Genomic DNA, 24,002 nt, shown 5'->3' on the forward strand with positions numbered 1-24,002 from the left:
CCCGGCCCCCTGGGGCTGCGCGCCGCTTCTCACTACGGCGTTTCGGTGGGGCCGTGCACCCGGTTGCGGCCGGCCCGCTTGGCGGCGTAAAGACGCTCGTCGGCGTGCCCGAGCACGACAGCCGGGTCGATCGACTCGTCACCCAGAGCCAGGCCGATACTCACCGTGACCGTCAGGTCGGGCACCACCTCGCCCCAGAAGTGGGCGGCCACCTCCGAGCGCAGCCGTTCCGCCGTGGCCATCGCGTTGGCCAGATCAGAACCGGACAGCAGCACCGCGAACTCCTCGCCGCCGAACCGCACCACGGTGTCCTCGGCCCGGCAGGCGGACCGCAGCAGACCGGCGAGCAGCCGCAGCACCCGGTCGCCGACCAGGTGCGAGTACTCGTCGTTGACCCGCTTGAAGTGATCGACGTCGACCAGAATGATCGCGTGGCCGGCGAGCCCGGCGGCCATCACCTCGTCCAGGTGCCGGCGGTTGGCCAGCCCGGTCAGCGGATCCTCCAGGCTCTGCCGCAGCAGCTCCTGATTGGCGTGCTGCAACGCGGTGACCCGGGCGCGTTCCTCCTCGGCCGCGGCCTTGGCCTGCGCCGTCTCCATCCGCACCACGGCGATGCTCCCGCTGCGTTTGGCCGCCTCGGACGCCACCTCCTTGGACAGCGCGTGGAAGAGTTTGTACGTGTCCAGCGCCCCGCGCAGATCGCCGTTGCGTTCGTAGGCGTCGGCCAGGTGCTCGGCCGACACCATCTTGCTGTTCTTGCTCTCCGCCGCCGCCATCGCCGCGCGCAGGTGGCCGATCGCCTCGTCGTACCGGCCGCTGGCCAGGCAGACACTGCCGTGCGTGTCGAGCAGGTGCGTGATGATCGACTGCGACTCCCGGGCCGGGTCGAGCTGCCAGCCGCTGAGCAGTTCCAGGGCTTCGTCGGTGCGGCCGGAGAAGGACAGGCTCTCGGCGAGATTGCCCAGCGCGATCACCTCGTGCCGGCGATGTCCCCGGCGGCGGGCGATCGTGATGGCCTCCCGCGACTGGTCCTGCGCTATCCCACTGATCGCCTGCGCACGATCCTCGTCCCCTTCGGCGCGGGCCTCCTCGGCCAGACACATGTTGGCGCAGGCCATGGTGTCGATCATGGCGCCGTTGGTGATCTCGTCGCCGAGGATCCGGGCCATCTCCGCGGCCCGCTCACAGAACTCGATGCAGTGGTGGTACTGCTCCAGGTAGTAGTAGATCGTCCCGGCGGTGCCGGTGGACAGCATCCGGGCGGTCAGGTCGCCGCTGGCCTCGGCCACCTCGATCGCCGTCATGATCTCTTCCATCGCACTCACCGGGTCACAGGTGAACAGCAGACTCCGGGCGACGGTGGCGTGCACGATGGCCTCACTGGCCCGGTCACCGATCCGCCAGCACAGGTCGAGCGCGTCCCGGGCCAGCGCCAGCACCTCGACGTGCTCGTCGAGCACCAGATGGCACCGGACCAGCAGGGCCAGCGCCTGCGCCCGCAACGCGTCGTCGTCCCCCTCGGCCACGGTCGTCGCGAGCTCCCGTGCCGAGAGCGGCTCGGATTGATCGAAGTGGACGAGGGCCTGCTGGAGAAGGTCGGCCTGGCCCGGTGCCGCGGCCGGTAGGGCACGGGTCATGATTCGTCCCGGCCGCCGTCGCGACATGGGTTCCACGACTGCGGCATACGAACTCCCCGAGGCTGTGACGTTTCCTTTCCGTCGGCCCGGCCCGGGGCGATCTGAGCGGACTTGCCCGCGAACCGTTCACCGATCAGCAAAGAATATTGCCGGTCGCCGTCAACCTCTACGGCTGGTTCCCCGTGCTGTTCTCCCGAGGGCCCGGGCAGTTCTGCGGACCAGCCGGTCAGAGGATGTGGCGGATGCGGTGGGTGGGTACTCCCGCCGCGGTCAGGCGCATCGCCGTCGGCGCCGAGATGTGGTCGACGAAGACGGTCACCTGATGGTCGTCGCCGAGGTTGCAGGCCGCGGCCAGGGCGCCCAGGTTGATCGGGTCCAACTCGCGGACGTCGGCCAGATCCAGCACCAGAAACGAGGGGCGGATGTGCCGGATGGCGTGGATCAGGGTCCGCCTCAGCTCGGTCGCGTCCTCGTCGGCGCTCAGGCAGCGGAGGTGGATGACGAGGGTTCCGTCGGAGGTGGTGGTGACGTCGAGTGCGCTGGCGGTCATGCCGAACCTCCAGTTACCCGAATGTTTCCGGGCCGTCCACGGTAGGTCCTTCCGCCGTCGACGTCGACCCATGGTGCGTCCGATTCACCGCAGTCATGGGGAATTCCCAGGTTCCGGATCACGCCTTCAGGTGACGACCGGACTCCGGCGCTCCAGCAGGGTCACGTCACGCCAGCGGCCGTGCAGACGGCCGACCCGCTCCCGGGTGCCGATCACCCGGAAACCGCATGCCGCGTGCAGTGCGAGGCTCGGCGTGTTCTCCGGGAAGACGCCCGATTGGATCGTCCAGATCCCGGCCGCCTCGGTGGAGTCGATCAAGGTCCGCAACAGGATGCGGCCGATGCCCCGGCCGCCCGCATCCGGGTGTACGTAGACGGAGTGCTCGACGACCCCGGCGTACGCGGCGCGCTCGGAGACCCGTCCGCAGCCGATCCAACCGGCGACCCGGTCGGACTCGTCGAGTGCCACGAAACGGTGACCGGGCAGCTTGCCGGCGAGGAACCTCGCCCAGGTCGGCGCCTCGGTCTCGAACGTCGCGTCGCCCGTGCCGATGCCCAGGCGGTAGATGTCGAGCACCTGGTCGGCGTGTTCGTCGGTCATCTCGGCCAGTCGGATCCCGGTCATCCCTCACCACCTCCGCGGGGATGATCCTGCCAAAAAGGGGCGGTGCCCGCTCGACAGGAGCGGGCACCGCCGGGGTGGGGCAGAGGGGGTCAGATCTTTCCGGTGCCGGCGCCCGCGGTGACGGTCGCCTTGACCGAGCTGTTGGCCTCCGGGGTGTACGAGTAGGGGATCGCCGCGACGCTGGCGCCGTTGCGGACCTGCTCCGTACCCGAGTTGACCTTGTAGTTGTTGAGGACCTTCAGGTTGCCGGAGTCCGAGTCACCGGTCTGGGTGACCGTCGGGGTAGCGACGTTCTCGAAGTAGTTGCGCTCGACGTAGACGCCGGCGTTCTCGGTCGAGGCGACGCCGTACGACCCGATGTTGCTGTAGTAGTTGTTCAGCACGTGCACCGGGTTCGCGAACCGGACCCGGGGGTGGCGCTGTCCGGTGCCCTCGAACCAGTTGTGCACGTAGGTCACCCGCAGGTGCCCGGTGTCCTCGGACGCGTTGTCGTCGCTGTGGCCGAGCAGCATCGACTTGTCGTGGTTGTGCAGCCGGTTCCACGAGACGGTGATGAAGTCCGAGCCGCGCTTGATGTCGATCAGGCCGTCGTAGCCGCTGGCCAGGTCGTTGTGGTCGATCCACACGTTCGTGGTCGACGACTGGACGTTGATCGAGTCGTCACTGGCGTTGCGGAACACCATGTTGCGGATGATCACGTTGCGTACGCCGGACAGGTTGAGCCCGCCGCCGGTGATGCCGGAACCGGATCCGACACCGATGACCGTCTTGTTGGAGGCGACGCTGTACATGCCGGAGATCGAGATCAGGCCGGACACCCGGACGGTCTGCGACGTGCTCGAGCTCAGCGCCGACTTGAGCGCCGAGGCGGTGGTCACGGTGACCACGGTGGACGACGAGCCGCCACTGGTTCCGCCGTTCATGCTGGCGAAGCCGACCGGGCTGGACTCGGCGGCCCACACCGGCGCCTGGGTGGCGACGGCGAGTCCACCCGCGGCCAGGACGCCGGCGGACAGGGCGGAGAGGACGGTTCTCCGTGTGGACATGGGGGATCCTCCGTTGGGGGACGGATGCCGCCCGGGGTGGCGGCAATGGGGGTGGACGGCGCCGACCCTCGCCTGGGGAATGGCGACCGGCGCGCGGCCGGATCGGTGGGTCCGGCCGTACGCTGCGGGTAAGCGCTTTCCTCGGGTGACGGTAAGCGCTGCAATCGAACTCTGTCAATGAGTGTTGGGAACGTTCCCGCCCCGGAGTCTCGTCGGGTCGTTCCCTGCGCCCACCTGCGCGGTTGATCGTCTGGACGGTGTATTCGCATCGTCCGTGCTGGATGCCCGGATGCCGCCGGTGGGTACCGCCGTTCAAGATCGATTGATGGTGTCGGGTTCCGGTCGGTGAACGCGGTCGCCGGTCGGGTGCGCTCGCCCCGGCGTTCTCGGTCGCGCCCGTTCCCGGCGGGGGTGAATGTCCGAGTTCGGCGGAGCGCCGGGCTTCGGTGTGAGCGATGTTTCCGACTTTCGGATCCGGCGGGACGGCACGCCGTTGTGGCCCTGTCACGGAATGGTTCAGTTTCGGTCGGGCCGGTCGATGATCTCCTGCAACGCCGCTGTGGAGACGTGCACCTCGTCGCCCCGGCGGCACGGCACGACGCCGTCGATCGAAAGGGTTGCCATGTCCGGTCCGGATCGTCTCCGGTTCGGTGGATCGGGGAGAAGGGCCGTCATGACGGTCCGTCACGCGCGGGCCGCGTTCGGAGGCATCGCGGCCGCAGCTCTCGCGGCCGTCCTGGTGGCTGCCCCGGCCCAGGCTGCCTCGGTCCGGGTCGCCTCTGCGCAGGCTGTCTCGGTCGGGGTCGCCTCTGCGCAGGCTGTCTCGGTCGGGGTCGCCTCTGCGCAGGCTGTCTCGGTCAGGGGCGCCCCTGTGCGGGCGGTCGCGCCCGTGCAGTCGGCTCCCCGCCTCGTGACCGGAAACGACACGGCCACCGCGGCATTCCAGGACCGTCTCGACACCTCACTGCAGCGGATGCTGGACACGCTCGTCGGCCCCGGGCATGCCGTCGTCACCACTGCCGCCGAACTGGACTTCAGCCAGGTCGAGTCGGTCAGCACGACCTACACCCGGGATCCGTCTGTCGGCGCGTTGACCGAACGCCTCAGCAGCCGCGTCTACACCAGTGGTGGCGGTACTCGCTACGAGAGCAGCAGCACCGAACGGACCAATGCGCTGAACTCGGTCCGGGAATCCCGTCGCAACGCCCCCGGGTCCGTCAAGAAGCTGAACATCGCCGTTCTGGTCGACGCCGCCGCCGGCCAGAACATCAACCTGGTGCAACTGCGGAAACTGGTGAGCGCGGCGGCCGGCGTCGACCCTGCCCGCGGCGATGTGGTGGCCGTGTCCGCCGTGCCATTCCCGACGACCGCAGCGCCGACTACGTCCGCCGCGGCTGCCGACGGCGGCACGCTGCTCAGCCGCTACGCGCTGCCGGCCTGCGGGTTGAGCGGGCTGCTTCTCCTGGGCCTGCTTCTGGCCTTGGCCGGTCGGCGTCGAAGCCGGCACCGCGCCCAAATGTCGCTGGAGAACGACCGCCTGCAGCAGGCACGCGCCCAGCTGAACAGGCGGGCTCCGATCGTCGTCGAGGCCGTGACCGTCACCGCCGCAGCCGTGGACTCGAAGCCGGACACCCTCGGACGGCAACGCACCATCCAGCAGCTGACCAGTGCGGACCCGGACCGTGCCGCGGCAGTACTCCGAGGCTGGACTACCCCTGGAGCCGACGGCAGACCGTAGCGGAGCAGGCGGCGCCACCCCCAGGACGAGGGCGCCGCGCCGAAACGCCGCCGCGCCGAAACGCCGCCGCGCCGAAACGCCGCCGCGCCGAAACGCCGCCGCGCCGAAACGCCGCCGCGCCGAAACGCCGGCGCGGCGATCGACGGCTGCGTTGACGCTCAGGGGGCGGATGCGGGCTGGGGTAGCGGATACGTGATTCCGGTGAGGCGTTGGGACTCTTGCCACAGGCGCTGCTGGGCCGGCGCGGAACGGGCCTCCGGTGATGGCTCGATCAGCTCTGGATGGCCGGTGAACTGCCGGCGACCCGGTGGGCCGTAGAAATCGCCGCCGGACGTGGCCGGGTCGGTTGCTGCTCGTAGGGTGGCCAGGGCGCCCACGGCTGGGCTCTGCATCAACCACCATGTCAGGAAGCTCAACCGTGGGCTCATCAGCGCCTGCTGCACGCGGGGTAGTGCGCGGCCGAACTCGGTGCGTGCGTTGCCTGGGTGGGCCGCCACCGCGATCGTCGGGGCTCCAGCGGCGGTGAGGCGGCGCTGCAGCTCGTAGGTGAACATCAGATTGGCCAGTTTGGACTGGAAATAGGCGGCTCGGGGCGGGCCGGCGTGCAGATCGTCGAAGTTGATCACCCCCGAGCCGTATCGGTGGCCGATGCTGCTGACGGTCACGATGCGGGAACCGGCGACCGGCAGCAGGGTGTCGAGGATCAGGCCGGTGAATGCGAACGGCCCCAGATGATTCGTGGCCAGGGTCAGCTCCCAGCCGTCAGGTGTCAGCGCGTGCCGAGGCTGCAGAGCTCCGGCGTTGTTGATGAGCAGGTCGACCCGTGGATGCCTCTCGCGTAGCTCGGTGCCCGCACGGCGTACCGAAAGGGGGTCGGAAAGGTCTAGGTGCAGGGTCTCGGCGTGCCCGGGAAGCCGGGCCGCCGCGGATGTCGCACGGGTTTGATCTCGGCAGGCCAGGACCACGGTGGCGCCTCGGGTGGCCAGAACTCGGGCGGTCTCGAAACCGAGGCCGGTGTTGCCCCCGGTGATCACCGCGATGCGGCCGTGCAGGTCGGGAACATCCGTTTCGGTCCAGCGTCGTGCCATGCTGTCACTCCCATTCCGGATGAGAAGCGTGAACCGAATATACGGGATGGCCGTCCCGTTTACCAATGGAGCAGTAGTGCCGAGAGAGCTGCGCGCCGACGCCCGCCGCAACCGTGCCCGGGTGCTGGAGGTCGCCGCGGAGGTGTTCGCCGCCGAAGGGCTGGCCGTTCCGGTGCATGAGATCGCCCGCCGTGCAGGGGTCGGGACGGGGACCGTGAGCAGGCATTTTCCGACCAAGGAGGCGCTGTTCGCGGCGATCCTGCTGGAGCGGATGGCCGGGCTGACCGCGGAGGCCGACGAGCTCGCCGAGCAGCGGGCGCCGGGTGAGGCGTTCTTCAGGTTCTTCGCGTCGCTGGTGCGTGCCGGGGCGGACAATCGAGGGTTGGCCGAGGCGCTCGCCGGCGCCGGCCTCGACCTCGATGAAGCGGGGGCCGAGGCTGGTCACGATGTCCGTGGCCGGCTTCAGGAGCTACTCGGACGCGCTCAGCAGGCCGGTGCGGTCCGGGCTGATATCGTCTATCCCGACCTGAAAGCGCTGATTGTCGGTTGTCAGGCCCATCCGGCCGCCGACCGGGAATCCCTCGACCGGATCATCGACGTGGTGTGCGCCGGCCTGCGAACCGGCTGACGGCAGAATGCAGGCATGGCGAAAGCGATGACGACGGCCGAGGTCCGCGACTTCCTCTCGGCCGGCACGCGGACCGGAAAACTCGCGACGGTACGGGCGGACGGGTCCCCACACGTCGTGCCGATCTGGTTCGTGCTCGACGGCGACGACCTGGTCTTCAACACCGGCGCCGACACGGTGAAGGGCCGAGCGCTGGCGCGCGACGGCCGGGCCGCACTGTGTGTCGACGAGGAGGCCGCGCCGTACGCCTATGTGACGGTCCGCGGCCCGGTGACCATCACCACCGACCTGGCCGACATGCGGGTCTGGGCGACCCGCATCGCCGAGCGATACATGGGCCCGGACCTGGCCGACGGCTACGGCGCCCGCAACGCCGTCGAGGGCGAGCTGCTGGTCCGCCTCCGTCTGGAGAAGGTCAGCGGCTTCACCGGCGTGGCCGACTGAGAAAACCGGCCGCCGACCGCAGGGTGGGCGCCTCCGGAGCGTCCGGCCCGCTGAGGGTCCGGCGGCCCATCCGCTCCCAGAACCGATCCGGGCATCGGCCCCGCACGCTGCGGAAACCGGTGTACGGCACCGCTGTGATCCGCAGCGACAGCCAGGCGTCGTCGCTGAGCACCCGATGCCATTCGGCCAGGGGCAGCCGCATGTGCTCGCGCGGCCCCTCGACCGGATCGACCGGCAGTACGTAGGCGCAGTGCCGCTTGAGCTCCCACACCACGACCGGCCGGTCCTCCCGGTCGACCGTGGCGTTCCACACCTGACCGGGCTGCGGTGGCCAGGTGGCGAGACCGGGTGGTCGCGGCCACGACGGCGGTCCGTGCCGCAGCCAGCGGACCAGCCGCCACAGCCCGGCCAGCAGCGACGACACGCCCACCGCGGCGACCGCCCCGATCAGCAGCGTGGTGGCCGGACCGTCCAGGTCGTACCGCCGCTGCCACCAGGTGCCCGCCCCCGCGACGACCAGCAGGCCCACCGCGTCCCGGATCAGCAGCACCGGCCAGTACCCGGTGTCCGCCACCCGCCAGCAGGCCAGATATCCGGCGGTCGCGATCAGCGACACGATCCAGATCCGGGCGGCCTGCTCGGTCGCCGGCACGGCCCGGCTGACCACCGTCAGTTCCACCCCCGCCACCAGGAACGACAGCAGCGCCGCCCGGCCTACCAGCCAGCCGTGCCAGCGTTTCCACCACGGCGGGCTGACCCGGCGGGCCATCGCGTACGCGGCGAACGGCGCGGCCACCGCCGGCGCCCACTGCCACGGCTGCGCGCCGGCCAGCAGCGGCACGATCGGCAGCGGCATCACCAGCGAACCGGCCAGCACCGCGAACGGCGCGCCGAAACCGGCCCACGGGTATCGCCGACCGGCGCGGTTGGCGGGTCCGGGCGTGACCAGGGCTACCAGCAGCACCAACCCGAGCGCCGCACTCAGCAGCAGCATGTGACTCCCTCGTGATCCGGCAACCGTCGATGTTGCGAGCGTCGATGCGCCGGCTGTCGCACAGCAGGTCCGCCGGGTTGACCAACCCCCGGATCGGGGGACCCGGCGGGATGGCCGGCAGCCGGGTCGGCCCGCCGTCCGGTACCGGTAGAGGGGTGACTCGGATCCCCGCCCCGCGCACCGACGCCGTCCTGCCCGAACTACGCCCGAGCTGGTGGGAGACCGGCGTCCGGGCCCGTGCCGAATCCGGCATGCTCGGCCTGTTCACCGAGCTACCGGGCCTGATCGCGAAGGCGGTCCGGGTGGCCTGGCGGGCCGACCCGGCGCGCACGCTGCTGGTCACGGTCGCCACGGCCGGCGCCGGTGCGATGGCGGCCTTCGGCCTCATCGCGACCCAGCGCGTCCTCATCGAGCTGTTCGCCGGGGGTCCGACACCCGATCGGGTGCGGGCCGCGATGCCGGCGCTGATCTGGCTGGCTGCCGCGGCGGCGGTCCGCGGTGGGTTGGGCATGCTCACCGGGTACGGGTTGAACGGCCTCACCCCACGCGTGCACCTGCTGGTGGAGCGTGAGTTGTTCGAGCACACCACGGCGGTGGACCTGAAGGCGTTCGACGACGACACGTTCGCCGAGGGGATGGAGCGGGCCACCCGTGGCACCGAGGCGGCGATCGAACTGGTACAGAACACGATGAACCTGTTCGCCGGTCTGGTCAGCCTGATCGCCGTCACGGTCGCGGTGGTCACCGTCCACCCGATGCTGCTGCTGGCGCTGGTGGTGGCCACGGTGCCGACCGGGTACGCCGCGCTGCGGGCCGGGCATGTCCGATTCCAGAGCTATCTGGCCAGCTCGACCCGGCGGCGCCGGCAGTGGGTGCTCCAGCGCCTGATGGCGGAACGGGATGCGGCGGCGGAACTCCGGACGTACGGCCTCAGGGGTTTTCTGCTCGGTCTCTATGACCGGGTGATGGGTGCGCAGATCGCGGCGGAACTGCGGGTCGCGCAGCGGGTCACCACCACGACCAGCGTCGGTGCGGCGATCGGCGGCATCGCTCTGACCGGGGTGTACGTGCTGCTCGGCGCTCTGCTGCTGAACGGGCGGATCCCGCTCGCGGCCGCCGCGACGTGTGTGATCGCGGTGCAGGCCGCCCAGCGGTCGCTGGCGCAGGTCACGTTCCAGATCGACCGGGTGTACGCCAGCGGCCAGTTCTTCAACGAGTACATCAGGTTCCTGACGACGGCCGCCGCTCACCTGCCGGAGGCGCGGACCGCGCCGGTTCCCGAGGCGCTGCGGGTCCTCGCCGTCGACAACGTGTCGCTGTGCTATCCGGACCGTGACAAACCGGCGCTCGACGAGGTGACGCTGAGTATCCGTGCCGGGGAGACGATCGCGCTGGTCGGGGAGAACGGTTCGGGCAAGTCGACGCTCGCCGCCATCGTCGCCGGGCTGCGTGCTCCCACGTCCGGGACGGTTTCCTGGAACGGGCGGCCCTATCCCGAGTGGGACGGCGCGGGACTGCTCTCGCACGTCGCGGTCGCCCTGCAGGATCACAATCGGTGGCCGTTCAGTGCGGCGACCAACATCGCGATGGGTGATGTCGACGCGCCTGCTGATCCGGTGCGCATCGAGGCTGCCGCGCTGCGGGCCGCGGCCCATCAGATGATCGAAGACCTCCCGCATGGGTACGACACACTGCTCGACCGGACATTCAAAGACGGACAGGACCTGTCCGGTGGGCAGTGGCAGCGGATCACCGCGGCCCGTGCCTTCCTCCGTGACGCGCCACTACTGATCATGGACGAGCCGTCGTCGGCGCTGGACCCGCGGGCCGAGGAGGCGCTGTTCCGGGCGCTGCGTGACCGCCAGGGCAAGCGCACCACGATCCTGATCACGCATCGGCTGGCCAACATCACCCACGCCGATCAGATCTTCGTCCTGGATCGTGGGGCGCTCGTCGAGTCCGGTACCCACCACGAGTTGATGGCGGCGGCCGGCCTCTACGCCCAGTTGTTCACCATGCAGGCGTCCGGCTACCAGACCGCGTCGTGAGGTCCGCCGACTACCGGCCGGCGTGGGCGTAGGCGCCGGCGGCCAGGTCCTCGAGCAGGGTGGGGCCGGTGGGGTGCCAGTCGAAGGTCGACCGGGTGATCGCGCTGGACGCCGACATGTCCAGGGCGAAGAACCGGCCGATGAACCCGAAATGGTCGACCGCGTCGTCCTCGGCGATCGGTTTCACCGGCAGGTCCAGGTGGCGGCCGATGGCCTCGGCGATGTCCCGGGCGGTCACCGCCTCCTCGGCGACGACGTGCAGGCGGGTGCCCGCCGGTGCCTTCTCCAGGCCGAGTCGGACCAGTCGGGCCGCGTCGGTGACGTGCACCGCGGACCACGCCGAGGTGCCGTCGCCGACGTAGCCGGAGACGCCGGTCCGGCGGGCGGCCGCGACCAGCAAGGCGATGAAACCGTGGTCGCCGGTGCCGTGCACGGTGGGGGAGAAGCGCGCCGCGATGGCCCGGACGCCGCGCTCGGCGTACTCGAACGCTCGATTCTCGGCGCCGCCCCGCGGTGCGTCGGGTCCGCTGAACGGTGACGGATCACTTTCGGTCGAGGGACGGCCGAGCGCCAGTGAGGCGAGCCCGGAGGCGAAGACGAACGGCCGGTCCGAGCCGGTGAGTGCCTCGGCGAGGGTCTCGACGGCGGCGCGCTCGGCCCGGTTGGATTCCGCCGGATTCGCCCAGTCGTGTTTGTTGGCCAGGTGGACGACCGCGTCGGCGTCCTCGGTGCCGCGGCGCAGCGCGGCCAGGTCGTCGAGGTCGCCGCGCAGAGTGCGCGCGCCCTTGGCCCGCAGTGACGCCTCGCCGGAGTCGGTGCGGGCGAGGCCGAGGACCTGGTGGCCGGCGGCGAGCAGCTCGTCGACGGTGTACGAGCCGATCCAGCCGGTGGCTCCGGTGACGAACACGCGCATGGCGTGCCTCCTCAGGTGAAGCAGGTGATGTCAGTGACTGACATGACGCTACACCGTGATGTCAGCTTCTGACATCACTATGATGGGAATCATGGGGAGATGGCAGAGCGGCGCTTCCGAGCGCCTCAGGGACGCGGCACTCGGCCTTTTCCTCACCCAGGGATATGACGGGACGACCGTCGCCGAGATCGCGGCGGCCGCCGGACTGACCGAGCGGACCTTCTTCCGCCACTTCGCCGACAAGCGTGAGGTGCTCTTCGTCGACCAGGACGAATTCGAGCGGGTGTTCCTCAGCGCCCTGCCGGACGACACCGACGAGCCGATGACGATGATCGTCGGCGTCCTCGACGGCGCGGCCACGCTCTTCCCCGAGGAGCGCCGGCCCTGGTCCCGGGCCCGCCGGTCGGTGATCGCGGCGAACGTCGCCCTGCAGGAACGCGAGCTGCTCAAGATGTCGTCGCTGGCGGTGTCATTGACCCGCGCGCTGACCGCCCGCGGTGTCGACGCGGCGAGCGCCGCCCTGGCCGCCGAAGCGGGCGTGACCGTGTTCCGCACGTCGTTCGCCCTGTGGGTGGCCGAGGGCGAGCGCCGCACCTTCAAGGAGATCCAGAACGCGGTCCTCGCCCGCCTGCAGGCCCTGCTCGTTCAGTGACCGGTGGCCGCGCGCCGTAACGCCAGCGCACCGAGGACGTCGTCGTGCCTGGCTATCTCGGCGCCGTCGCGGTAGACGGTCACCCCGCCGACCCAGGCACAGTAGGTGACCTCCTCGTACCGGCTGATGCGATCGTCGTGGTGGCGGATCTCCAGCAGGTCCGCCCGTGTTGCGGCCATCCGACACTCCCTTCGAGGGCTTCAGCTTCCAGAGGCCGCCGACCACGTGACTAATACGCACTGTCAGTGATCGGACGATGCCCCGGCCACCACCCAGCGGCCGCGACCCTGCTTCTTCGCCTCGTACATGGCCATGTCGGCGGTGCGCAGCACGTCACGGTCCGGCGCGTCCTCGGCGATGCCGACGCTCGCGCCGATGTCCAGGACCGCCCCCTGGAACTCGATCGGCCGGGCCACGTCCTCCAGGACCCGTTCGGCCAGACGGACCGCCTCGGTCTGCGGCAGGTCCGGGCAGAGCAGCACGAATTCGTCGCCACCGAGACGGACGACCAGGTCGGTGGTACGGACCGCAGCCGACAACCGGGTCGCCACGGTCGACAGCACCAGGTCGCCCGCCTCGTGCCCGTACGAGTCGTTGACCTCCTTGAACCCGTCCAGGTCCAGGTAGAGGACGGCGACCGGGCCGGGGCGCTCCAGCCGGTCGGTGAGCACACTGCGGTTGGCGAGACCCGTCAGCGGGTCATGCCGAGCCTGATAGGCGAGCTGTGCCTGGGCCCTCTCCTGCTCCCGGACCGCGATGGTGAACCTGGTCAGCACGAAAGCCGTGCTCAACGCGGTCGCGACCAGCGCGATCACCGCGTTGTGGTCGACACCCGACTTGACCACGCTCAGCGTCGGCGCGCTCAGGAACGCCAGGCCGAGGAAGAGGACCCGGGACGGGTGCAGCACGTTCACCCGCCGGCCGGGACGGGTCAGTTCGGCCCGCGCCGGGTGCAGTGACGCCGCGATGATCAGCGCGTTGCCCAGCATGATCAGTGGGCCGATCCGGGCGACGACGCTGTAGTCGAGGAACAGCGGCAGCACGTTGTACCCGATGTCGATCGCCAGGTACAGGCCGACGGCGCCGAGCAGCAGACGGGTCGGTGTGCCCCGGCCGCCCGGGGACAGCGCGATGAACAGCACACCGGCGAGCAGCGCCACGTCGGCGATCGGGTACAGCGGCGGCACGACCGACTCGGCCAGGCCCAGGCCGGTGCCGAGGATCGGCGAGATCAGGAACTGCCAGCTCGCCAGCCCGGCGGCCACGGTCAGGGTGAGCCCGTCGAGCACCGCTCCGCGCAGCTGGCCGGGCGCCCGGCGGCGGGCCATCATGGTCAACGCGACCGCCAGCAGCGGGTAGCCGGCCAGCCAGAACGCGTCGGCCGGCCCCACCGGCGGCACACCCGTCGACGACAGGTAGAAGTAGGCCATCTCGATGACGTCGCCGAGCAGCCACAACGCCTGCGCGGTGGCGGCCAGCACCCACGGGTGGCGGTCCGGGCCGGCCTCGATGCGCGCGACGGCGATCCACGCCATCACGCACATCGTCACGTAGGTGATGAGGTAGAGCACGTTGCCGAAGGTCGTGTCGTATGTGATCACCAGGCCGGTCACGGCGGAGGTCGCCCCGCCGAGAAAGCCCCAGATCCTGCCGGTCGTCATGTGCACACCGTCGGCAGGCCGGCTCAGGATCTGTGAACGACTGTCAGTGAGCCCGGCCTCAGTCGCCCGGCTTCGCCGTCCGCTGTGACTCGAAGTGCTCCCGCTGGGCCGGGAAATACTCGCCGAAGTCCGGCAGTGGCCGGCCCTCCCGGGAGGCGACCAGCGTGTCCAGGTAATACTCCCAGCCCGGGCCGACCTCGCCGACGTTCTCGGTGCCGGTCAGGTGCTGGGTGAACCGCAGCTCGGTCACCCCGTCGGTCTCGGTCAGCTCCAACTCCAGGTGCCACGCTCCGTAGTCGTCGACGGCTGACAGCCCCAGTCTGTGCGGCTGCTCGCACGCGTCGATCGTCATGTCCATCCAGGGCGCGCCCTCCTCGAGGGCCATCTGCACCTGGATCGAGTTGCCCGGCGCGGCGTCGCCCTTCCACGGGCCGAACCATCGGGCCGTGCGCTCCGGCTCGGTCACGCTCGCCCACACGTCGTCGATGGGGGCACGGAAGGTACGGGTCAGAACCAGGTCGTCGCCGAACAGGCGTCCGGTCGGGGTCGGGCTCACGCGATCTCCTCTTCTGCTGCCTCTGCGGGCAGGGCGGCTGTTCTTGTGGATGCGGCGGCTGTTCTTGTGGGCGCGGCTGTGTTCGTGGATGCGGTCGCTGTTCTTCTGGGCGCGGCTGCTCTTGTGGGTGCGGCGGCGGTTTCGGCGGGTGCCGTGGTGCGCCGTTCGCGGCGGGTGCGGTGGACCTCGGTCTCCAGGGCGTCGAATCGGTGTTGCCACCCGGACGGCCTGGTCAGTCGCGCCAGCCAGCCGGTGAGCTCGTCGAGTGGCTCGGTGACCAGCGTGTAGACCCGGCGGCGGCCGTCGGCGGTGTCGCGCACCAGCCCGGCGTCGCGGAGCACCCGCAGGTGGCGGCTGATCGCGGGCCGGCTGATCGCGAACCGGGCGGCGATCTGCCCGGCCGACAGCGGCTCGTCGCGCAGCATGAGCAGGATCTCCCGCCGCACCGGATCCGCGATCGCGCCCGCCACCTCGTCCACCCGTGAAGCGTAACCTACTAGTTACGCTTTCGGCGACGCTATCGTGTGGCATGCCTGTCGCCCGCCTTGTCGCCACGCTGCCCGCGCCCTTGGATCCGTCCACCGCCGACGAACCCGAGGTGCGCCGTCTGGCCGGGCGGACTCTGCTGGTCCAGCGAGGTAACGCCGAGGTCGCCGTCGGGGATCGCCGCTTCCCGGCACCCTGGCCGCGTCGCTGGGGCTCGGTGGCGGTCGCACCCGACGGCGACGTGGTCGTCTTCGCCGGCACCCACGCGTTGCGGGCCGTCGACAGCGCCGGAGCCGTCCGCTGGGAGCTGCGGCACGGCTGCTGGTCCGACGCGATGTGCGACGTCGTCCACACGTCGTTCGAGGAGTACGCCGACGACCCCGATCACCGGTATCCGAGCCACGGCTCCGCCGCGTTCTCGCCGGACGGGCGGCTGGTCTGGGCCCACGTGCGCACCGACGACCACGAGGACGAACCCGAGGAATGGCTGGTCCTGGACGCCTCCGACGGCACGGTGCTGGCCCGCGTGCCGACCGGGACCGTCGCCTCGGCGTCGTATCACTGCCCGCATCCGGACCCGGCGCTTATGGGACTGACCATCGCCGAGGGCGAGGAGGACTCGCCGGTGCTGTGGGGGCACTGGGACGGTGAGGAGCTCACCGTGCGGCATCTGCCGGAGAGCATCCTGCTCGACGTCAGCCCGTCCGGTGAGCGGTTCCTCACCGCCGACCTCGACATGCGCGGGATCAACCTGCACCTGACGGCCGACGACACACAGCTGGGCCTCCTCCGTACCGGCGAGGTGGTCTGGGGTTTTCAGGGCGCCTTTCCCTGGGAGTCGGCGGCTGTGGTCGGCATCGACGAGGGGGAGCACTGGCTGATCGACCTTGCGACGATGACCGCCGACGGGCCGATCACCTATCCGGTCGCACCGGCCGGTGCCGCTCTTTCGGCCGGTCCGGCTCTTCCGGCCGGTCCCGGGGTCTGGGCGACGGCGAGCCGGGACGCCGTGCACCTGTGGGAACTGGGCTGATGTCACGTCGGCGGACGATCGCCGAGGTGCTCGGGCTGCTGGCCTGGTTCGGGGTGTTCGCGTGGCTGCACAGTCTGGTCGGACGTGCGCATCTGGCCGCGACCGCCAACGCGTCGACCCTGCAGTCGATCGAACGGGCCTTGCACCTCGACATCGTGCTGCCGGTCAACCAGTGGCTGGCCGGGCACGTCGGGCTCGCCCAGGCGGCGGCCTGGTTCTACCGCGCCTACTACCTGGTGGTGGCGGGCGTGCTGATCTGGGTGTTCCGCCGCGACGTCGCCGTCTACCGCCGGGTGCGTAGGGCCATGATCCTGATGATGGTCCTGGTCCTCCCGGTCTATTGGGCGGTGCCGATGTCGCCGCCCCGGTTCGCGTTGCCCGGGACGGTCGACATCGTCGCGCTCTACGGCATCGTCGGCCACGCCTCCCGCGCGGGCGGCTGGACGGCGATGCCGAGCATGCACGTGGGCTGGTCACTGTGGTGCGCGTTCGCGGTGTGGACCGCGCTTCGGGTCACCCACCCCCGCGCGGCCCTGCTCGCGTGGACCTTTCCGCTGCTCATGGTGGCCGTGGTGATCGCCACCGCAAACCATTACGTCCTCGACATCGTGGGCAGTGTTCTGCTGGTCTCCACCGCGATCACCCTGACCGCGTTCCTACCCTGGCCCGGCTCAGCGCATCCACCGGCCGAGCGCCCGGACTCGTCTCACTCTCCCTCCGGTTGATCAGCCCGGCGGACCTCATCCGCGGCCGAGCCGTCCCGGCCGGCGTCATCCGCGGCCGAGCCGTCCCGGCCGGCCTCACCCACGGCCCAGCCCTCCCGGCCTCATACGCGGCCGAGCCGACCCGGCTCTCCGATCCCGCCGGTCAGCCTGTCCGGGGCGAATCGGACGAACCTTGGATCGCCGCCTGGGTAACCGGCGCCGAACGCGGCCGGATCACCCGGCCAGCGGCCATGATCGAGACGGTATTCCAGAACGTGCAGTGCGGCCAGATTCTCGCTGGTCCGGAACGTGCAGTGACCCGCACCGTCGACATACAGGCTGCGCAGCAGGTCACCACGATGCCGGCCGTGCTCGGTGTACCAGTCGACCTGCTCGACCGGCACCAGTTCGTCGATCAGCGTGTGGATCGTCAGGAGCGGCACCCGTAGCTCACCGTTCGGCATCGACGATCTGCCCAGGTCGGCGACCGCCCACGGGTCGGCGGTGATGTCGGCGGTGGCGGTCAGCCGGTTCAGGTCGGCCCGTAGATCCAGGCCGGCCTCCCGATACAGCGCTCGCACATGGCCCGCACGGCTGCTGCCCGCCAGCAGTGCACGGTAGTCGACCCCACGGTTCCAGGCGCTGTTGCCGCCCGCGGACAGTTCGATCTGTTGCCGCGCGGTCACATACCGGTTCAGTGCGCCACCGGCCACCAGTTGCTGGAACTGCCGCTCCTGTTGGGCGGCGGGCGTGCCGGCTCCGCCGGACACGTTGAACAACGCGGCCGCCAGCGCGATCCGGGCCCGTCCCGGCGGCGTCGCCTGGGCTTCGGTCACGGCGGCGACGACGTCGGTTGCGGCCTGCGCGGCCTGCTCCGGCGAGTCATAACGGACAAGAGGGATGGTACGGTCGGAGGCCAGCAATTCGGTGATGGCGTGCAGGCCGTCCAGTTGGTAGTTGTTCAGGTTGACGCCGCCCGCGACGATGCCGCAGGTCGTGAGCACCCCGTCGATCTCGCCGCGCGGCCGGTGCCCTTGCCTGGTGCTGACCAGGCCGCCCATCGACCGGCCGACGGCGATCGTGCGCCGTGGCTCGGCACCGAGGACGGCCGTGAACGCGTCGAGGGCCGCGAACTGGTCGTCCTCCGCCGTCTCCAGGGCCCACCAGGTCGGCCCCGAGTAGGAGGAACCGAGAGTGGCGTACCCCTCGGAAAGAAGGATCTGCCGGGTTTGATCGTCGGGGGCGTCCTGTGGGCGCAGCGGGCCGAAGCCGTGGGCGAAGAGCAGGACCGTGCCGTTCCAGTCGGCGGGGACGTGGCCGAGCCAGGTCGCGCCGCTGGCGAGGGTGCCCTGATACTCGCCGGGTGGCGCGGCGGATGCGGCCGACGGCAGGCCGGCCAGCGTGGCGACGGCCAGGATCAGCGTCAGGAGCAGGCGTTTCATCGCGTCTCCCTACTGTCGGGGTCAGTGGGTGACGGTGGTCAGGTCGTGGCGGCGGCCCTCGCGGATCAGCACGACGGCGATCGCGCTGACGGCGGCCGCGATGATCAGGTAGGTGGCGACCGGGGTGATCGTGGTGCCGCCGGTGCCGGCGTAGAGCGAGGCGAGGATGGCCGGGGTGAAGCCGCCGCCGATCAGGGTGGCCAGTTGGTAGCCGAGGGACGCTCCGGTGTAGCGGGCGCCGGTGCCGAACTGCTCGGAGATGAAGGCGCCCAGCGGCCCGTACATCAGCGATTGCAGACCCAGACCCACCGCGAAGCCGGTGAAGACCAACAACCCGTTGCCGGACCCCCACAGCTTGAACAGTGGGAAGGCCAGCAGGCCCCAGCCGATCGCCCCGGCGAGCAGGACCGGGCGGCGGCCGAAGCGATCGGACAGCCAGCCGGCACCGATCACCGCGAAGATCGCCAAGAACGACGCGACCGAGAAGCCGAGCAGCACCGATGGGCGGGCCGTGCCGTGCGAGACGGCGTAGGTCTGGGCGAACGTGGCCATGCCGACCTGGAACGCGAACGCCGCGCCGGCGCCGAACGTGGTCAGGATCAGCGCCCGTGGGCGGCGCAGCACCGACAGGATCGGCAGGCTCGGTGGCTTGCGGGCGGCTTCGTCGAGCGCCCGCAGGAAAACCGGGCTCTCCGAGACCGACGCGCGCACCCACAAGCCGATGACCAGCAGAATCGCCGACATCAGGAACGGGATCCGCCAGCCCCAGGACAGGAACTGGTCCGGTGGCAGCAGCGAGAACAGGCCCAGCATCAGGCTGCCGAGCACTGCGCCGCTGGGTGCGCCGGCGTTGACGAACGACGCCGCCAGGCCGCGGCGGCTGCCGCCGGAGTGTTCCAGGGCCATCAGGGCGGCGCCGCCCCACTCGCCGCCGACCGCGATGCCCTGCACCACACGCAGGGTGATCAGCAGGACCGCGGACCAGCCGCCGATCACCGCGGCGCTCGGGATCAGGCCGATCAGGAACGACGCGACGCCCATCAGGAACATGGTGACCACGAGCATGCGTTTGCGGCCGATCCGGTCACCGAAGTGGCCGAACAGGATGCCGCCGACCGGCCGTGCCAGGTAGCCGGCGGCGAACGTGCCGAACGAGAACAGCACCGAGGTCAGCGGATCCAGGCCGGAGAAGAAGACGGCCGGGAAGACCAGGGCGGCTGCGGTGCCGTACAGGAGGAAGTCGTAGAACTCGATGGTGCTTCCGAGGTAGCTGGAGAAGACGACCCGGCGTACCTCACTGGTTTCTTTCGTTGCGAGATCCATATTGGCCTGCCTCGATGGGAGGGATCTCGGGCCATCGTGGACCCATTTAGTTGAGAAAGTCAATGATTGGACTCCTCAACTTCTGTGCGAGACTCGGATAGGCTCCGAACCATGACCGACCCCCCTCATCGACTGCTCGGTTCGGACCTCGCTGCGGACCCGGCGTTCCTGCTGGCCCGGGCGCGCGCGGTGACCAGCGGGGTGGCCAACGCACGGCTCGCGGGGTTTCAGCTGAAAGTCCGGTCGCTGTCCGTGCTGTGGCTCGCCAGTCAGGGATTCGGGCCGTCGCAGCGCGAGCTCAGCGACTTCCTCGGGCTCGACCCCAGCCAGGTGGTCGCCCTCGTCGACGACCTCCAGGGACGTGGTCTCGTCGAGCGCCGGCCGGACGAACGTGACCGTCGATCGCGGATCATCGTGGCCACCGAGGCCGGACTCGAACTGCTCGAACAGGCGCTCGTCGAGATACGGGCGGCGGGCGACTCCACCTTTGCCGGCCTCACCGACGACGAGCGGAAGACGCTCACCGGATTGCTCACGAAAGTGGCGTTCGGCGGTCGCGCGGCTGAGGGCTGACGCCGGTAACCTGCTCGGGTGTCGCGGGGGTTCCGGTGGTTGTGGGCGTCGTATGCGGTCAGTGCCTACGGGTCGGGGTTCGCCTTCGGGGCGTTGCCGCTGATCGCGGTGCTCGTACTCGAAGTCGGGCCGGGGCAGGTGTCGGCGCTCGCGGCGATCGGGCCGGCCGTGGGGGCGCTGCTCGCGGTGCCTCTCGGACCGTGGATGGAGTTCCGGCGCAAACGGCCCGTCATGATCCTGATGGATCTCGTACGGTTCGGGGTGCTGCTGACCATCCCACTCGCGTACGCCCTCGACGCACTCACCTTCGGTCAGCTGCTGATCGTCTCGGCTGTCGCCGCGGCCGGCAAGATCGCGTTCAACGCCGCCGCCGGGGCACACCTCAAAGGGCTCGTGCCGCCCGCTGAACTGCTGGTGGCCAACTCGCGGTTCGAGTCGACGAACTGGAGCTCGATCGCGGTCGGGCCGCCGCTCGGTGGGGCGGCGATCGGACTGTTCGGGCCGGTCGTCACCGTCATCGCGGACGCGGTCAGCTATCTGCTGTCGGCGCTGTGCCTCCTCGGGATCCGGGTGCCGGAAACGCCGCCCCTCGCCGGGGCCGCCGCCCGGCTCCGCGCCCGCGAGGTCGTCGACGGCTGGCGGCACCTGCTCGGCCATCCGGGGCTGCGGGCGCTCTTTCTCAACCACCTGCTCGTCAGTGGACTGATCATGGCCACCGAGCCGCTGCTGGCCGTGCTCATGCTCGGTGAGCTCGGGTTCCCGCCCTGGCAATACGGGCTCGCCTTCGCCGTACCCTGCCTCGGAGGTCTGATCGGCTCCCGCCTCGCCCGCCGGGTCGTGGCCACCCGAGGCCGACCGTGGGTGTTGCGAGTCGTCGGCACGCTGCGGGCCGTGTGGCTGCTCGGGCTCGCTTTCGTGCAGCCGGGTGTGGCAGGCCTGGTGACCGTGATCGTGCTCGAACTGGTGATCATCATCTGCATGAGCCTGTACAACCCGGTGCTCGGCACCTACCGGCTCGAACACACGCCGGCCCCGCTGCTGGCCCGCACCCTCACCGCCTGGGCGATCAGCACCGGCCTGGCCATCGCCGCGCTCAGCGCCCTCGCCGGACTCCTCGCCGATCTGACCAGCGCGCGGATCGGTCTTGTCGTCGCCGGAGTGTTGATCCTGGTCAGCCCGCTTCTCCTGATCCGGATACCACCTGAGGTATATGCCGAGATCCAGCCGCAGCAAGATCCGCCGAAGGCCGCCGCCTAGAAGAATTTCCGGCATGACAACGGAGCGCAAGGTCACCTGGAAAGACTGGACCGTCGAGATCAGCTGGCTGGTCGTCCTGGCCGTCCTCAATGTGGTGTTCCGCCTGGAGCGTTTCGAAGGCACCCTGGTCAGCCGCTGGTACGTGGCGCTCGGCATCTCCGTCGCGGTGATCGCCGTCTTCGAGTTCGCCCGCTCCCGCATCAACCCGGGAAGAAATTCCGAGGACTGATGTCGAGAACGCGTGTGCGGCTCCGTCCCCGGGACGAAGCGCGACCACAATGGGTCGCACACCGAACCCGGGAGAAACCCATCATGGCGAAGTACCTGCTGCTCAAGCACTACCGTGGCGGCCCGGCCGCGGTCAACGACGTGCCGATGGAGAAGTGGACGCCGGAGGAGATCTCCGCACACATCAAGTACATGAACGATTTCGCGGCCCGCCTCGAGGAGAGCGGCGAGTTCGTCAGCGGTGACGCGCTCGCCCCCGAAGGCGCCTGGGTCCGTTACGACGGCGAGGGCCGTCCGCCGGTCACCGATGGGCCGTTCCCGGAGACCAAGGACCTGATCGCCGGCTGGATGATCATCGACGTGGACAGCTACGAGCGGGCCGTCGAACTCGCCGGCGAACTGTCCGCGGCACCCGGCGCCGGCGGCAAGCCGATTCATGAGTGGCTCGAACTGCGTCCGTTCCTGCACATGCCGCCGACCGTCACGGAGTGACGGCACCCCATGACACTCGCCCAGGCGGGACTCCGGGAACTCACACCGGCCGTCCTCGCGATCCTCGTCCGTCGCGGAGCCGACTTCGCGGCGGCCGAGGACGCCGTGCAGGACGCTCTGGTCGAAGCCCTGCGTGTCTGGCCGGATGATCCGCCTCGTGATCCGAAAGGCTGGCTCATCACCGTCGCCTGGCGGCGGTTCCTGGATGTGGCTCGCGCCGACGCCGCCCGGCGTCGGCGCGAGGACCTCGTCGACCAGGAACCGCCGGCCGGGCCGGCCACGTTCACCGACGACACGCTCCAGCTCTACTTCCTGTGCGCGCACCCGTCGCTGACTCCGGCGTCGGCCGTCGCGCTCACCCTGCGGGCTGTCGGTGGGCTCACGACCAGGCAGATCGCCGACGCCTACCTGGTACCCGAGGCGACCATGGCACAGCGGATCAGTCGGGCCAAACGGACCGTCGCCGGGGTGCGCCTCGACCGGCCGGGCGACGTCGCCACCGTGCTGCGTGTGCTCTACCTGGTCTTCAACGAGGGCTACACCGGCGACGTCGACCTGGCCACCGAGGCGATCCGGCTCACCCGCCGGCTCGCCACCGCCATCGACCATCCGGAAGTCGCCGGACTGCTCGCGCTCATGCTGCTCCACCACGCGCGCCGTGCCGCCCGAACCGCCCCGGACGGCAGCCTCGTGCCCCTCGCCGAACAGGACCGGGACCGCTGGGACACCACGATGATCAGCGAGGGCGTGGCGATCCTCCAGACGGCGCTCTCCCGGGACCGGCTCGGCGAATTCCAGGCACAGGCCGCGATCGCGGCGCTGCACGCGGACGCACCGACTGCGGACGAGACCGACTGGGTACAGATCGTCGAGTGGTACGACGAACTCGTCCAGCTCACCGGCAATCCGGTGGCGCGGCTCAACCGGGCGGTGGCGGTCGGCGAGGCCGACGGTGCGCATGCGGGCCTGGCGGCCCTCGCCGAACTCGACGCGACCCTTCCGCGTCACACGGCGGCGGCGGCCTACCTGCACGAGAAGGCAGGCGATCACAACCAGGCAGCCCAGATGTACGCCGTAGCCGCCCGCCAGGCCACCAACCTGGCCGAGCGCGATCATCTGACACGGCAGGCGGCGCGCCTCAACGCCCGCGATTCGCGGCCGCCCGATTCCTGACCTTCCGAGTCCCGTCCGATTGATGATCAACATCAGGTTCTCTCCCAGGAGATCAAGGAGGACACGGTGTCCACGTTCGTGCTGATCCACGGGGCCGGCGACGTCGGCTGGTACTGGCACCTCGTGCAGGCCGAACTGCGCGCTCGTGGGCACGACAGCATCGCGCCGGACCTGCCCTGCGACGACGACGCCGCGGGGCTCGCCGAATACGCCGACTCGGTGATCTCGGCGATCGGGGACCGCACCGACCTCGTGATAGTCGGGCAGTCGCTCGGCGGGTTCACCGCACCGCTGGTCTGCGAACAGGTATCGGCGCGGTTGATGATCCTGGTCGCGCCGCTCATCCCGGCGCCGGGTGAGGCCGTCACCGCCTACTGGGCCGCCACCGGCTGGGACCGGGAGCCGCGCGAGCCCCACGACGACGTCTTCTATCAGGACGTCCCGCCGGAACTGGCGGCCGAGGCCCGGGCTCGGGGCCGGGCACAGTCCGAGACGCGTCTCGGCGAGCCGACGCCGATGCGAGCCTGGCCGGCCGTACCCACGAAGGTCCTGATCTGTCGCGACGACCGTCTGCTGCCGGTCGCCTACCAGCGCCGCGTCGCCCGGGAACGTCTCGGAATCGTCCCCGACGAGATCGACGGTGGGCACACTCCAGCGCTGAGCCGGCCCGGCGACCTGGCCGATCGCCTCGTGGGATACCGCTAGCCTCCCA

The 24,002-nt window shown here is 70.3% G+C and carries 26 protein-coding genes; 13 read left to right on the top strand and 13 right to left on the bottom strand.

Annotated elements, in window-relative coordinates; genetic code table 11:
* Positions 1-32 precede the first annotated feature (32 nt).
* From Q0Z83_RS09075 to Q0Z83_RS09090, 4 genes are all read right to left on the bottom strand, one after another.
* Positions 33-1,637: a GGDEF domain-containing protein gene (locus Q0Z83_RS09075; protein WP_317793380.1), complete on the bottom strand. Its 1,605-nt coding sequence runs from the start codon at positions 1,635-1,637 to the stop codon at positions 33-35.
* Between the two features lie 226 nt (positions 1,638-1,863).
* Positions 1,864-2,187 (bottom strand): STAS domain-containing protein, encoded by a 324-nt coding sequence (locus Q0Z83_RS09080; RefSeq protein ID WP_317793381.1) that lies wholly within the window; start codon positions 2,185-2,187, stop codon positions 1,864-1,866.
* Between the two features lie 126 nt (positions 2,188-2,313).
* The gene (locus tag Q0Z83_RS09085; RefSeq protein ID WP_317793382.1) at positions 2,314-2,811 is read right to left on the bottom strand and encodes a GNAT family N-acetyltransferase; all 498 of its coding nucleotides are present in this window, start codon (positions 2,809-2,811) and stop codon (positions 2,314-2,316) included.
* Between the two features lie 89 nt (positions 2,812-2,900).
* A complete protein-coding gene (locus tag Q0Z83_RS09090; protein ID WP_317793383.1) occupies positions 2,901-3,857 on the bottom strand; it encodes a pectate lyase family protein in 957 nt (318 codons plus the stop codon).
* 673 nt (positions 3,858-4,530) lie between these two features.
* Between Q0Z83_RS09090 and Q0Z83_RS09095 the strand changes: the two genes are divergently transcribed.
* Positions 4,531-5,595 (top strand): flagellar M-ring protein FliF C-terminal domain-containing protein, encoded by a 1,065-nt coding sequence (locus Q0Z83_RS09095; protein ID WP_317793384.1) that lies wholly within the window; start codon positions 4,531-4,533, stop codon positions 5,593-5,595.
* A gap of 158 nt (positions 5,596-5,753) precedes the next feature.
* Here Q0Z83_RS09095 and Q0Z83_RS09100 read toward each other — a convergent pair whose 3' ends face one another.
* Entirely contained in the window at positions 5,754-6,683 is a 930-nt protein-coding gene (locus Q0Z83_RS09100; protein ID WP_317793385.1) for an oxidoreductase, read from the bottom strand.
* Positions 6,684-6,804: 121 nt separating this feature from the next.
* Between Q0Z83_RS09100 and Q0Z83_RS09105 the strand changes: the two genes are divergently transcribed.
* Both Q0Z83_RS09105 and Q0Z83_RS09110 read left to right on the top strand, forming a co-directional pair.
* On the top strand, positions 6,805-7,311 hold the full coding sequence (locus tag Q0Z83_RS09105; protein WP_317793386.1) for a TetR/AcrR family transcriptional regulator: 507 nt from the start codon (positions 6,805-6,807) through the stop codon (positions 7,309-7,311).
* 15 nt (positions 7,312-7,326) lie between these two features.
* On the top strand, positions 7,327-7,755 hold the full coding sequence (locus Q0Z83_RS09110) for a PPOX class F420-dependent oxidoreductase (protein WP_317793387.1): 429 nt from the start codon (positions 7,327-7,329) through the stop codon (positions 7,753-7,755).
* Here Q0Z83_RS09110 and Q0Z83_RS09115 read toward each other — a convergent pair.
* On the bottom strand, positions 7,736-8,749 hold the full coding sequence (locus Q0Z83_RS09115; protein WP_317793388.1) for a hypothetical protein: 1,014 nt from the start codon (positions 8,747-8,749) through the stop codon (positions 7,736-7,738). The genes Q0Z83_RS09110 and Q0Z83_RS09115 overlap by 20 nt on opposite strands.
* Positions 8,750-8,859: 110 nt before the next feature.
* Between Q0Z83_RS09115 and Q0Z83_RS09120 the strand changes: the two genes are divergently transcribed.
* Entirely contained in the window at positions 8,860-10,797 is a 1,938-nt protein-coding gene (locus Q0Z83_RS09120) for an ABC transporter ATP-binding protein (protein ID WP_378078620.1), read from the top strand.
* A gap of 10 nt (positions 10,798-10,807) precedes the next feature.
* On the opposite strand, the gene Q0Z83_RS09125 is transcribed toward Q0Z83_RS09120, so the two are convergent.
* A complete protein-coding gene (locus Q0Z83_RS09125; protein WP_317793389.1) occupies positions 10,808-11,710 on the bottom strand; it encodes an SDR family oxidoreductase in 903 nt (300 codons plus the stop codon).
* A gap of 91 nt (positions 11,711-11,801) precedes the next feature.
* On the opposite strand from Q0Z83_RS09125, the gene Q0Z83_RS09130 reads away from it, so the two are divergent.
* Positions 11,802-12,362, top strand: coding sequence for a TetR/AcrR family transcriptional regulator (locus Q0Z83_RS09130; RefSeq protein WP_317793390.1), 561 nt, complete (start codon positions 11,802-11,804; stop codon positions 12,360-12,362).
* Here the strand turns inward: Q0Z83_RS09130 and Q0Z83_RS09135 are convergent.
* The 4 genes from Q0Z83_RS09135 to Q0Z83_RS09150 all read right to left on the bottom strand — a co-directional run bounded on the left by Q0Z83_RS09135 (position 12,356) and on the right by Q0Z83_RS09150 (position 15,058).
* Positions 12,356-12,541 (bottom strand): hypothetical protein, encoded by a 186-nt coding sequence (locus tag Q0Z83_RS09135; RefSeq protein WP_317793391.1) that lies wholly within the window; start codon positions 12,539-12,541, stop codon positions 12,356-12,358. The two genes, Q0Z83_RS09130 and Q0Z83_RS09135, sit on opposite strands and share 7 nt — an antisense overlap.
* A gap of 63 nt (positions 12,542-12,604) precedes the next feature.
* The gene (locus tag Q0Z83_RS09140; RefSeq protein ID WP_317793392.1) at positions 12,605-14,023 is read right to left on the bottom strand and encodes a GGDEF domain-containing protein; all 1,419 of its coding nucleotides are present in this window, start codon (positions 14,021-14,023) and stop codon (positions 12,605-12,607) included.
* A 58-nt stretch (positions 14,024-14,081) separates the two neighbouring features.
* A complete protein-coding gene (locus Q0Z83_RS09145; protein ID WP_317793393.1) occupies positions 14,082-14,579 on the bottom strand; it encodes an SRPBCC family protein in 498 nt (165 codons plus the stop codon).
* Positions 14,576-15,058 (bottom strand): metalloregulator ArsR/SmtB family transcription factor, encoded by a 483-nt coding sequence (locus Q0Z83_RS09150; RefSeq protein WP_317793394.1) that lies wholly within the window; start codon positions 15,056-15,058, stop codon positions 14,576-14,578. The genes Q0Z83_RS09145 and Q0Z83_RS09150 overlap by 4 nt, the downstream gene beginning before the upstream one ends.
* A gap of 50 nt (positions 15,059-15,108) precedes the next feature.
* Between Q0Z83_RS09150 and Q0Z83_RS09155 the strand changes: the two genes are divergently transcribed.
* Together Q0Z83_RS09155 and Q0Z83_RS09160 are read left to right on the top strand one after the other, a co-directional pair.
* Entirely contained in the window at positions 15,109-16,098 is a 990-nt protein-coding gene (locus Q0Z83_RS09155) for a hypothetical protein (RefSeq protein WP_317793395.1), read from the top strand.
* Entirely contained in the window at positions 16,098-16,823 is a 726-nt protein-coding gene (locus Q0Z83_RS09160; protein WP_317793396.1) for a phosphatase PAP2 family protein, read from the top strand. Before Q0Z83_RS09155 ends, Q0Z83_RS09160 begins: the two co-directional genes overlap by 1 nt.
* Positions 16,824-16,924: 101 nt before the next feature.
* Here the strand turns inward: Q0Z83_RS09160 and Q0Z83_RS09165 are convergent, their stop codons facing one another.
* Positions 16,925-18,244: a hypothetical protein gene (locus Q0Z83_RS09165; RefSeq protein ID WP_317793397.1), complete on the bottom strand. Its 1,320-nt coding sequence runs from the start codon at positions 18,242-18,244 to the stop codon at positions 16,925-16,927.
* Positions 18,245-18,265: 21 nt separating this feature from the next.
* A complete protein-coding gene (locus Q0Z83_RS09170) occupies positions 18,266-19,567 on the bottom strand; it encodes an MFS transporter (protein WP_317793398.1) in 1,302 nt (433 codons plus the stop codon).
* Positions 19,568-19,678: 111 nt separating this feature from the next.
* Between Q0Z83_RS09170 and Q0Z83_RS09175 the strand changes: the two genes are divergently transcribed.
* The 6 genes from Q0Z83_RS09175 to Q0Z83_RS09200 all read left to right on the top strand — a co-directional run bounded on the left by Q0Z83_RS09175 (position 19,679) and on the right by Q0Z83_RS09200 (position 23,995).
* Positions 19,679-20,140, top strand: a complete 462-nt coding sequence (locus tag Q0Z83_RS09175; RefSeq protein WP_317793399.1) for a MarR family winged helix-turn-helix transcriptional regulator — start codon at positions 19,679-19,681, stop codon at positions 20,138-20,140.
* A gap of 18 nt (positions 20,141-20,158) precedes the next feature.
* Entirely contained in the window at positions 20,159-21,397 is a 1,239-nt protein-coding gene (locus Q0Z83_RS09180; RefSeq protein WP_317793400.1) for an MFS transporter, read from the top strand.
* Positions 21,398-21,410: 13 nt separating this feature from the next.
* Positions 21,411-21,626 (top strand): hypothetical protein, encoded by a 216-nt coding sequence (locus Q0Z83_RS09185; protein WP_317793401.1) that lies wholly within the window; start codon positions 21,411-21,413, stop codon positions 21,624-21,626.
* A gap of 83 nt (positions 21,627-21,709) precedes the next feature.
* Positions 21,710-22,117 (top strand): YciI family protein, encoded by a 408-nt coding sequence (locus Q0Z83_RS09190; RefSeq protein WP_317793402.1) that lies wholly within the window; start codon positions 21,710-21,712, stop codon positions 22,115-22,117.
* A gap of 9 nt (positions 22,118-22,126) precedes the next feature.
* Positions 22,127-23,290: an RNA polymerase sigma factor gene (locus tag Q0Z83_RS09195; RefSeq protein WP_317793403.1), complete on the top strand. Its 1,164-nt coding sequence runs from the start codon at positions 22,127-22,129 to the stop codon at positions 23,288-23,290.
* A 66-nt stretch (positions 23,291-23,356) separates the two neighbouring features.
* Complete coding sequence (locus tag Q0Z83_RS09200) at positions 23,357-23,995, top strand: alpha/beta hydrolase (protein ID WP_317793405.1); 639 nt, start codon at positions 23,357-23,359, stop codon at positions 23,993-23,995.
* Positions 23,996-24,002: the final 7 nt, after the last annotated feature.

This window comes from Actinoplanes sichuanensis (genome assembly GCF_033097365.1).
In the GTDB taxonomy this organism is placed as follows: Bacteria; Actinomycetota; Actinomycetes; order Mycobacteriales; family Micromonosporaceae; genus Actinoplanes; species Actinoplanes sichuanensis.